The 1,407-nt window shown below is 39.4% G+C and carries 1 protein-coding gene and 1 pseudogene; both read left to right on the forward strand.

Annotated elements, in window-relative coordinates; all coding sequences use genetic code 11:
- Nucleotides 1–207: pseudogene (locus ACFVSH_RS26640) on the forward strand (cytochrome ubiquinol oxidase subunit I); the annotation flags it as partial.
- Between the two features lie 15 nt (nucleotides 208–222).
- Nucleotides 223–1,269 carry a cytochrome d ubiquinol oxidase subunit II gene (locus ACFVSH_RS26645; RefSeq protein ID WP_387598273.1) on the forward strand — a complete coding sequence of 349 codons (1,047 nt, stop codon included), beginning with the start codon at nucleotides 223–225 and terminating at the stop codon, nucleotides 1,267–1,269.
- Nucleotides 1,270–1,407: the final 138 nt, after the last annotated feature.

Below are 1,407 nucleotides of genomic sequence, written 5' to 3' on the forward strand. Positions count from 1 at the left end.
CAGATATACAGGATGCTGACTACGGAGGATTCGGTCACTTCGTACGAAAACCTTGGATTTTTATTCACGATGTTCATCATTGTATATATCATTTTATGCGTTTCTGTCGTATTTACACTTTTGTATTATTTCAAACGACATTCCGTTATGGATGATATTTATAAGGCAGAACAGAAAGATGTAAGGCATTTTGATTCGAATTCATAAAAGGGGGGAAGGCGGTTGAGTGATGCTCTTCTTGCAATAACATTGGTCTGGGGCTTTATTTTTCTTTATGCCATCATGGCCTCTATGGACTTTGGCGCTGGTTTCTGGGCGATGACTTACATTAAAAAGGAAGAAACAAATGCTACGAAGATTGCAAATAGCTATTTATCGCCGACTTGGGAAGTGACCAATACATTTGTTGTTGGTCTTGTCATTGCGATTTACAGTTTATTTCCAGGTGCAGTTTTCCCGATTGGAGTAGCCTTGATCGTTCCTGCGAGCCTGATATTGGTCCTGCTTTGTATTAGGAGCGCTTTCTTGGTTTTTTCGCATAGCGTAGACAAATATGAAAAAGCGTTAACATATATCTCAGGATTGACGGGATTAATCATACCCGGGCTATTAATCAGTGTATTGCCCATCACCCACCTTGGATTTGTCGAAGGCGTAAGAGGAAATGAAGAATTGAATCTATCTAAACTTTTCATGAGTCCGAATGAGTATGCATTTGTGGGGTTTGGAATCATGAGCACGCTTTTTTTATCATCTTTGTTACTGTCTGATTACTCAAAACAGGCTGATGAAATGAAAGCATACAAAATATATCGCAGGGATGCGATGATTACGGGACCGCTTATGTTAGTCATGGCTCTGTTGGTTATGCTCACGTTAAAAAATGAAGCGTATTGGATCTACCAAGGAATGATGAAAAACTCGGCATTGTTATTCGTCTCGCTAGCTTTTTTCATCATTAGCGGGATAGCACTGTACTTACCCCATTTTTCTAAGCAGGAGGTTAAAGGAATGCCTCGCGTCGCTGTAATAGCGATTATCATTCAGTATTTAATCGGCAGTTATGTTTATGGTATCGCACATTTACCTTATATCATATATCCAAATGTCACGATTCTCTCAGGATTTACCGATCCAACATCTTTCCGGGCTGTTTTTGCCACATATATCGTGGGCTTTGCGATATTAGTGCCAGGGTTCTATTATTTCTGGTCCATCTTCATGAAAGATCAGCGTCGAAAGTTCAAACGGCGGCAAATGTCAAATTAGTTCATCTTGGAAAAGAGAGGTTTTCACTATGAAAAAGTTAGATCTGCTAAAATATGCGGTTTTAGTCATCTCACTCTTTTTGAGCTATCAAGCGGTTGAAGCGCATGATAAAAATTTTCAGGTCGATGGCACTTATAT

Origin of the sequence: Peribacillus sp. NPDC058002 (genome assembly GCF_042886655.1) — a bacterium.
In the GTDB taxonomy this organism is placed as follows: Bacteria; Bacillota; Bacilli; order Bacillales; family DSM-1321; genus Peribacillus; species Peribacillus aracenensis.